Annotated in this window: 7 protein-coding genes and 3 tRNA genes; 6 read left to right on the top strand and 4 right to left on the bottom strand. The window is 53.7% G+C overall.

Features of this window, described 5'->3' with window-relative positions; all coding sequences use genetic code 11:
- Positions 1 to 204 precede the first annotated feature (204 nt).
- From FYJ24_RS06305 to FYJ24_RS06295, 3 genes are all read right to left on the bottom strand, one after another.
- Positions 205 to 277 (bottom strand) — tRNA-Phe (locus FYJ24_RS06305).
- A 32-nt stretch (positions 278 to 309) separates the two neighbouring features.
- Positions 310 to 383, bottom strand: a tRNA-Asp gene (locus FYJ24_RS06300).
- A gap of 73 nt (positions 384 to 456) precedes the next feature.
- A tRNA-Glu gene (locus FYJ24_RS06295) sits at positions 457 to 529 on the bottom strand.
- A gap of 163 nt (positions 530 to 692) precedes the next feature.
- Between FYJ24_RS06295 and FYJ24_RS06290 the strand changes: the two genes are divergently transcribed.
- The 4 genes from FYJ24_RS06290 to FYJ24_RS06275 are packed head-to-tail and all read left to right on the top strand — an operon-like array spanning position 693 to position 4,427.
- On the top strand, positions 693 to 2,138 hold the full coding sequence (locus tag FYJ24_RS06290) for a mechanosensitive ion channel family protein (RefSeq protein ID WP_154544664.1): 1,446 nt from the start codon (positions 693 to 695) through the stop codon (positions 2,136 to 2,138).
- On the top strand, positions 2,135 to 2,518 hold the full coding sequence (gene msrB, locus FYJ24_RS06285; protein WP_154544662.1) for a peptide-methionine (R)-S-oxide reductase MsrB: 384 nt from the start codon (positions 2,135 to 2,137) through the stop codon (positions 2,516 to 2,518). The genes FYJ24_RS06290 and msrB overlap by 4 nt, the downstream gene beginning before the upstream one ends.
- The gene (locus tag FYJ24_RS06280) at positions 2,511 to 3,371 is read left to right on the top strand and encodes an EamA family transporter (RefSeq protein ID WP_154544660.1); all 861 of its coding nucleotides are present in this window, start codon (positions 2,511 to 2,513) and stop codon (positions 3,369 to 3,371) included. The genes msrB and FYJ24_RS06280 overlap by 8 nt, the downstream gene beginning before the upstream one ends.
- 42 nt (positions 3,372 to 3,413) lie before the next feature.
- Positions 3,414 to 4,427, top strand: coding sequence for a LacI family DNA-binding transcriptional regulator (locus FYJ24_RS06275; RefSeq protein ID WP_206192550.1), 1,014 nt, complete (start codon positions 3,414 to 3,416; stop codon positions 4,425 to 4,427).
- A 122-nt stretch (positions 4,428 to 4,549) separates the two neighbouring features.
- Here the strand turns inward: FYJ24_RS06275 and FYJ24_RS06270 are convergent, their stop codons facing one another.
- The gene (locus tag FYJ24_RS06270; RefSeq protein WP_154544658.1) at positions 4,550 to 6,142 is read right to left on the bottom strand and encodes a xylulokinase; all 1,593 of its coding nucleotides are present in this window, start codon (positions 6,140 to 6,142) and stop codon (positions 4,550 to 4,552) included.
- A gap of 276 nt (positions 6,143 to 6,418) precedes the next feature.
- Between FYJ24_RS06270 and FYJ24_RS06265 the strand changes: the two genes are divergently transcribed.
- Entirely contained in the window at positions 6,419 to 7,114 is a 696-nt protein-coding gene (locus tag FYJ24_RS06265; RefSeq protein ID WP_154544656.1) for an L-ribulose-5-phosphate 4-epimerase, read from the top strand.
- A gap of 22 nt (positions 7,115 to 7,136) precedes the next feature.
- Positions 7,137 to 8,645 carry an L-arabinose isomerase gene (gene araA, locus FYJ24_RS06260; RefSeq protein ID WP_154544654.1) on the top strand — a complete coding sequence of 503 codons (1,509 nt, stop codon included), beginning with the start codon at positions 7,137 to 7,139 and terminating at the stop codon, positions 8,643 to 8,645.
- Positions 8,646 to 8,763: the final 118 nt, after the last annotated feature.

Raw genomic sequence — 8,763 nt, 5'->3', positions numbered from 1 at the left:
TTCAAACTCACCAAAGCCTGAAGAATCAACGTAGGATCAGAGACAGTGAAGGTGTTTCTATTATCTTTTTGGATCACACCTAAAAGTATGAAACACCTTCACACCCCACCAAAGTCCGAAGAGCCGCTAAAGGATTGGCTTATCCGGGTTCAGAGTGGGATGCTTGTTAAACAAAAACCCCGCCGTAGCGGGGAAATATTCTAGTGGCTCCGAGGGGTATCGATCCCCTGACCTTTCGATTTTCAGTCGAACGCTCTACCAACTGAGCTACAGAGCCTAGTCCGACCACATATCTCATGATCGGCCTAGCGACCCCGACGGGACTCGAACCCGCGACCTCCGCCGTGACAGGGCGGCGCGCTAACCAACTGCGCTACGGGGCCTTGAAAGAAAGACCTTGAGAAGTCTACCAGATCAAGACCTATTCAGTTTTCTCTCAGAGGATTCTGAGAGTCGTACCCCCAACGGGATTCGAACCCGTGTCGCCGCCGTGAAAGGGCGGTGTCCTAGGCCTCTAGACGATGGGGGCCCGGGTTCCGAACACGTTCGGAGACTTGGAAATCATATGCGGGATTGGGGTCCATTTGCAAAACGAGAGAATGCAAGCTGTGTCACGTTTTTTATTTATGCAGGTCAAAATGGTTTCGATTGTGTGGTGTTCACGTGTCGGAATGGGCGATTAGGCTAGAGGCATGGAAGAGTCGGGCGAGACTGACACAGTCGTAGAACATGCCTTCAACGCGCTCAATTTGGCTGCGTGGACATTAGGGGGAGCTGCAGTTGGACTTCTCGTAGCGATAGTCCTACTTTTTGTGGTGCATCTATCAGGCAAGAAGTCCGAATTGATGAACTACATGCACCGCCGTACACGGGCACCGCTGTGTTGGGCTATGGCAGTGTTCGGTGCCTGGGTTGGGTTTGGCTTTTCTGGACAGGAAGAGGCATTGGGGAATCTGTATGGGTTGATTCGCCATGTCCTTTTGCTGCTAGTGATAGCAACCATGGGCTGGTTTGGGGTGGCCCTGGCTGGCCTCATCCAGGACGCTGCGACGATTCGTATCCAAAAGGATGCCCGTGATGCCCAACGTCTCCAAACGCAGAGCCAAGTGGTGCGCAGGGTCCTCCAAGCCATCGTCGTGATTGTCGCGGTGATTGCGGCACTGCTGACGTTCCCTGCCGCAAGGGCTCCTCTCACGTCCATCCTTGCGTCCGCAGGCGTGATCTCAGTGGTTGTTGGTCTCGCGGCGCAGTCCAGCTTAGGGAATGCTTTCGCAGGCCTTCAGCTTGCTTTTACAGACGCAATTCGGGTTGGTGACACTGTCACGATTGGCGTGGGCAATACGTCTGAGGCGGGTGTAGTTGAAGAACTCACTCTTACCTATGTTGTTTTGAGGCTGTGGGATGAACGCAGGGTTCTTTTGCCCTCAACAGAATTCACGACGAAACCGTTTGAAAACTGGTCCAGGCGCGATACGGAACAGCTGGGTACGATTTTCTTGCAATTAGACTGGACTGTCCCTATGGCCCAACTGCGGCAGCAAGTTCAAAAGATTGTGAAAGAGTGTGATCTTTGGGATGGCCGCACGTGGAATGTGCAAATGGTTGCCTCACCTAACACGGTGCCGAATCCTGTGGTGCGAATTGTGGTTTCTGCAAAAAATCCTGGGGACTTACATGACCTGAAGTGTGAGGTGCGGGAGCAAGTGGTGGCATGGATAGTGAAAGAAATTCCGTGGGCTTTGCCGCGAGGACGTAATCAGACGATGGAAGTTCAACAGATTAACCAGGACATTGGTGAAGAACGGGTAGCAGAATTAGCTCAAGAGCTCGCCGATATTTCGGGTAAGACTACTGGACGGTATGGCGTTCCTGACCACGATCCAATACACGCAGCGAGACTGGCTGCGGCGAAACAGAAAACGAAGACTAGGAGGGTACGACGTCGCTCTGTCGTCAATGAAGACTCCACCATGGTTATAACTGGTGGTGAGAGGTTATTTTCTGGGAGCCCTGACGCGGAAGAGCGGCGAAAGATCTACGATGGTCCGGGGGACGAGACGATAAAACGGCGCGAAGAGACGGCCATCATGCAAGCTCTGGACGCGCAAGGAAAACTCAAAGAAACGAAAAGACGATGACTGACGAGAGTACATGGCGAAAGCTGCTCACACCGATGCAATACCATGTGCTGCGTGAGGCGGGCACCGAGCGTCCTTGGACCGGAGAGCTACTGGAAGAGAACCGCAGCGGGACTTATAGTTGCGCTGCTTGTGGACAAGAACTCTTTGAATCGGACACGAAATTTGATGCGGGTTGTGGGTGGCCCAGTTTTTTTCAGGCTAAACCGGACGCAGTTCAATACTTATCAGACACGAGTCTGGGCTACGAACGCACTGAAGTGCGGTGCGCAAAATGCGGGTCACACCTCGGGCACATATTTCCTGATGCCCCCCAAACTCCGACGGGGAACCGCTATTGTATGAACTCGGTTGCCCTCACCTTTACCCCTGATGAGTAGCCGATCGGCACCAATACTCTTTGCGATCTCAGGACTTTCGCAATACCTTGGCGCGGCAATGGGAGTATCACTATTTGCGTTGCTTCCCGCTGGCGGAGTCGCCTGGTGGCGACTGTTCCTAGGAGCTCTCTTTTTAGTACCCCTGTGGCGCCCATGGAAACAAAAATGGTCGGTAAAGAATCTAGCCACAAGCTGCCTCTTTGGGGTGGTACTTGGGCTCATGAATATCTTCTTTTACGAGGCGATCGCACGCATCCCATTGGGGGCCGCAGTCTCTATAGAGTTCATCGGTCCTGTCGTTGTCGCACTTGTTGGAGGGCGAGGCGTCCGTAGTCGCATCGCTGCGATGCTAGCTCTAGCTGGCGTGACTTCCATAGGCGGTTGGGGGATCGATCTGCGCGATACGAGCGTGATCACTGGAGCATTATTCGCACTTGCAGCTGGCCTGATGTGGGCAGTCTACATTGTGCTGGGCCAACGTATCGCTTCTAGACGTTCAGGTGTTGCGTCGCTTGCGGTTGGTTGTCTCTTTGGCGCATTAGTGCTTGCACCTTTCATGGCTCCACAGGCTTTTGGTGTTCAGCTATCGGGCACATTGTTACTTATGTTGGCTGGAGTAGCGTTGCTTTCGACGGTGCTGCCATACTCAGTCGAGGCTGTTGCCCTCGGTCGCCTCAGTCCAGTGGTTTTCGCTCTTCTTACTGCACTTTTACCAGCAACTTCAACAATCGTGGGGTTCATTGTGTTGAAGCAGACGCCAATACCGGGTGAGCTGGTCGGCTTGCTATTTGTGTCGGTAGCCGTGTGGTTAGCTTCGACGGGTCGATCGGATAAACCGTCTGCCCAGGTGTAGCATGTCAGACGATACTTATTCTGGATCTTTTAGCGTGAGGCAATGATGGCGAAACACAAAACTCCGGGACGTCCTCCGGCCATGACGGATGTTGCGGCGTTGGCGGGTGTTTCCCATCAGACGGTTTCGCGGGTAATCAATGACAAGGGAACGGTCCGTCCCGAGACGCGCGAGAGAGTCCTTAGTGCTATTGCGCAGCTTGGATATCGTCCCAATGAAGCTGCACGCGCCCTCGTAACGCGTCGCAGCAGGCTTATCGGGATCATCACAACCCAGTTCGTCAACTATGGTCCCGCCTCAACGCTCTTAGGTGTCCAGGTAGCAGCGAAGCAAGCCGGATTCTATGTTTCTGTAGCCAGTCTTTCGGAGTTTTCTCAAGAGACTTTGCACGATGCTGTCGATCTATTCTTGGGGCAAGGGGTTGCAGGAATTGTCTTGATTGCTCCGGTGATCGAGGTGGCACACGAACTCCACCGGCTTCCGCTCCCTCCGGCAACTGTCGTGATTTCTTCGGCATGGACTGAGGACTCACCTCAAGTGAGTCGGGTTGGGGTTGATCAGCGTGCTGGCGCGCGAAGAGCAGTTCGGTACCTCGTTGAACAAGGATGTAAGAGTATCGTCCACTTTGCGGGCCCCGAAAACTGGTTTGATGCTGAGCAACGCCGTGAGGGATGGTTGGATGCTTTGGCGGAGGCGAAGCTGGAACCATCCTTAGAGTTCAGCGGTGACTGGTCGGCTTCTTCAGGGTACCGAATGGCGCAGGAGCTCTTATCTGCGGAGCTTCCAGATGCCATCTTTGTCGCCAATGACCAAATGTCCCTAGGTGCGCTCCGGGCTTTAGGCGAGGCTGGCGTCCGGGTTCCTGAAGACCTTTTAGTGGTTGGGTTCGACGACGAGCCTGGGTCTGAGTTTTTCCGTCCCGCACTCACTACTGTGCGACAAGATTTCGAGAATGTCGGAACCTCCGCTGTTGAACTGATTACACAGCGCCTTGATGGCAGAGAAGTCGCAGACCGAATAATCCAGCCGGAGCTGATTCTTCGTCACTCTGCTTGAAACCTGCCGCGTATTGCTAGGTCTTGGAAGTGTGTGCCTTCCCAATCAGGTGCTGGTTATGTGCCTGTTATCTTTGGAAAAGAAGGCAAAAATCCAGCACCTGACGCTATAGGTAGGGAAGACTAATGCAGTGCGGCGACGGCAGCCTTTTGGATTTCGAGCCCTGCCACATATTCATCCAGGAATGTGCCGTACCCCTTCACGTCTTCGTCGCGAGGGTCTTCTACTAGGAATTCAACGGAAGCGAAAACGTCGCCCGCTAGGTATTCTCCGAGGTCGGAGTTGTTCTGGTCCAGCATGTATTGGGCTAGTACAGCCATACCCCAGGAGCCACCCTCGGAAGCTGTCGTAGCGATGGATACGGGTGCTCCGACGGCCGCCGCCAAGAACCGCTGAGCAACACCTTGAGTTTTGTAGATACCACCGTGTGCATACATGCGGTCTAAGCGGACGTGTTCTTCTTGGAGGACCCGCATCCCCAGGGTGAGTGTGCCAAACATGGAATACACCTGCGCGCGGGCAAAGTTAGCCAGAGAGAAAGTGGAATCAGGTTTGCGAACCACCAAAGGGCGGCCTTCCTCCAAGCCCGTGATCGGCTCGCCGGAAAGGTAGTTGTAGGCCAACAGGCCACCCGCATCTGCTTCACCTTCAAGGGCGGCATTGAGGAAAGTATCGTAGATCTGTCCGACCGATGCCTCTGAACCGAGTCCGCGTGCGAATGAAATGAAGAGGTCTGCCCAGTCTGCGATTTCGCTAGCACCGTTGTTGCAGTGCACCATAGCGACCAGGTCACCAGCGGGGGTTGTGACCATGTCCAGCTCTGGATGCACCTTGGAAAGCTCTCCTTCCAAGACGACCATGGCAAAGATCGATGTGCCTGTAGAAACATTCCCAGTGCGAGGCAGTACCGCATTTGTTGCTACCATTCCAGTGCCCGCGTCTCCTTCTGGAGGGCACAGGGGAATGCCCGCAGGCAGCGACCCGTCAGGAGCTAGTAAAGCCGCACCCTCCGCGGTGAGAGTTCCAGCAGCTTGTCCGGCAACGAGTGGTCGTGGCAACAGCTGGGCTAAGGGGGTGGTGATGCCGCGTTCACGCAAAAGAGCATCTGTCGCAGCGAGGCGCTTCTCGTCGTAGGTGTGGGTTTGCGGGTCGATGGGGAACATGCCTGAAGCGTCCCCCACGCCCAATACTTTTTCCCCGGTGAGCTGCCAGTGAACGTATCCCGCAAGAGTGGTGAGGAACGATACTTCCGTCACATGTTCCTCTTTATCGAGGACCGCCTGGGTAAAGTGAGCAATCGACCAACGGTGAGGAATGTTGTAGTCAAGAGTGTCGGATAGTAGGTCCACGGCATCGGCGGTGTTGGTGTTTCGCCACGTTCTAAAAGGGACCAGGAGTTTGTTGTTGGAGTCAAAGGCCAAATATCCATGCATCATCGCGGATATGCCAATAGCGGCGAATGTGTCGGGGTTGATTCCGTGTAGCTCTTTAGCGTTGGTGCGAACTTTAGCGACCGCATCCTGAATGCCTGTCCACACCGCCTCTAGTGGGTAGGTCCACAAGCGATTCTCAAAGCGGTTCTCCCATGTGTGCGACCCGCTGGCGATGACCGAGTGATCTGGCGCAACCAGTGTTGCCTTGATGTTGGTGGACCCCAGCTCTAGGCCTAATGTTGCCTGGCCGCTTGAGATGATGTCTGCAGTTGCGTTGCCCATAAGCCGCTCCTTGGATATATGTGCTTGTAAGAACTACCATGTTCGCTGGCATCCAATGTACCGTAGCTGAAGAGAACGTATGACGCTTCTCCGCCTCGAACACAGGGTTGCCCACTGGAACCATTTTTTATGATTTTCATCTAACTGTAGAGAAGTCTCAGTGAGGTGACAAATGAGGGTTGTTAGCGCTAACCTATAGATAACTACTGAGCTGTGGTTGAAGCAATGAGGCCTAGCGTAGAACGAGATGCGTGAGCAAACTGAGAGGCGGAAAAGATGACAGTAACCTGGTCACCGGCTATGGCCGAAGCGATTGAGAAGGCGCGCGTCGAAGTATGCGAACTTCATTCAGAACTCATCAAGTGGGGATTGGTGGTGTGGACTGCTGGCAATGTATCTCAGCGCGTACGCGGCATTGACGGCGCGGACGATGTATTGGTAATCAAACCTTCAGGTGTTACATATGATTCGCTCACACCAGCATCTATGGTCGTCTGTGATTTGGAAGGTAACCTGATTGTGGGAGCGCACTCTCCCAGCTCGGATACTGCAGCGCACGCATATGTATACCGACATATGGACGAGGTGGGGGGCGTTGTTCACACGCACTCGACGTACGCGACGGCATTTGCTGCAGTAGGTAAGCCAATTCCCTGCCACCTCACCATGATGGGTGATGAATTTGGCGGAGAGATCCCTGTCGGCCCGTTTGCTCTTATTGGCGATGATTCGATCGGGCAAGGAATCGTGGAGACCTTGAAAGACTCACGTAGCCCTGCAGTTCTGATGCAAAATCACGGGCCTTTCACCATCGGCAAAGATGCGAAAGCGGCGGTTAAAGCGGCTGCGATGACAGAAGAGGTTGCCAGAACGATGTTTGTGGCTCTCCAACTGGGTGACCCTATCGCGATTCCACAAGAAAAAATCGATTCGCTGTATGCGCGTTACCAAAACGTATACGGACAGCACTAGAGGCAGGAAGAAAGGTAAGAATATGAGTGCGGTTTACGAGGGGCGGGAGGTCTGGTTTCTTGTTGGCAGCCAGGACCTCTATGGTGAGGAAACCCTCCGTCAGGTGGCAGAACAATCGCAGCACGTTGTCGAGGTGCTCAATCGCTCCGGTGATATTCCTGCGAAGATTGTGTGGAAGCCGGTCCTGAAAGATTCCGAAGCAATTCGCAAATGCATCATTGATGCGAACAGCCGTGATGAAGTCCTAGGCGTGATCGCATGGATGCACACATTCAGTCCGGCAAAGATGTGGATCTCTGGTCTGAATGTTTTGGCAAAACCGATGCTCCATCTGAATACTCAAGATAATGTCGACTTGCCGTGGGACACTATCGACTTTGACTTCATGAATCTGAATCAGTCGGCTCATGGAGATCGCGAGTTTGCCTACATCGTCTCAAGGATGCGGATCGCCCGCGAAACGGTCATCGGTCACGTGGAGCATGACGATGTTCGCCAACGTATTTCCAATTGGGTGCGTGCGTGTGCTGGCTGGGCCGCAACGCATAATTTGAACCTGGTTCGCTTCGGCGACAATATGCGCAACGTTGCCGTAACAGAAGGAGACAAGACCGAGGCCGAAAAGGTCTTTGGTGTCTCAGTCAACACGTGGGGAATCAACGATCTGGTCGAGGTGGTTGACGCCGTCTCTGACGAAGATATTGACGCGGTAGTTGCTGAGTACGAAGAAATTTACGATGTTGTTCCCGAGCTGCGCAAGGGTGGAGATCGTCACGACTCCCTTCGCTATGCAGCCCGCGAAGAAATCGGTATGCGCCGGTTCCTTGAAGACCGCGATGCCATGGCCTTCACAGACACGTTTGAGGATTTGGGCGGTCTACGCCAACTACCGGGCATTGCAGCTCAACGGCTCATGGCCGACGGCTATGGTTTCGGCGCTGAAGGGGACTGGAAGACTGCCGTCCTGGTGCGGGCAGTCAAGGCGATGAGTGAGGGACTGCCAGGTGGTGCTTCGCTCATGGAGGACTACACCTACAATCTAACTCCCGGATCTGAGCTGATCCTTGGAGCCCATATGCTAGAAATCTGCCCTAGCTTGACTTCTTCTAAGCCCCGCGCTGAAATCCATCCGCTGGGTATTGGGGGTAAGGAGGATCCGGTTCGCTTGGTATTCCACACTGACCCAGGTGAAGGCCTTCTAGTGTCGTTAGCGGATATGGGAACGCGTTTCCGAATGACGGCAAACGTGGTGGATGTCGTTGAGCCTCCAGCCAAGATGCCGAATCTTCCTGTAGCTCACGCTGTATGGAAACCGCGGCCATCCCTGCAAACCTCAGCTGAATGCTGGCTGCAGTCCGGTGGGGCTCATCATACAGTTCTCACAAATGCGATTGGCCTACCGGTGTTCCGCATTTTTGCCGAATTGGCGGCCACTGAACTCATCGTTATCGACGAAAATACAACAGTATCCGGTTTCATGAATGAGTTGCATTGGAACCAGGCTTACTATCATTTGGCTCGGGGTCTCTGAGGTTAGCACTCAGATTTGTAATGCATTTGTAACAATAAATGTTCAAATCGAACAGGTGTTAGCGCTAACCTAGTACTAAGGGGCGACCCTAATCATGTGTTAGCAGCTGACCGCTGTG

Origin of the sequence: Scrofimicrobium canadense (assembly GCF_009696615.1) — a bacterium.
Classification (GTDB): Bacteria; Actinomycetota; Actinomycetes; order Actinomycetales; family Actinomycetaceae; genus Scrofimicrobium; species Scrofimicrobium canadense.
The sequence above is the reverse complement of the archived record's forward strand: the minus strand, read 5'-3'. Positions and strand labels throughout refer to the sequence as shown.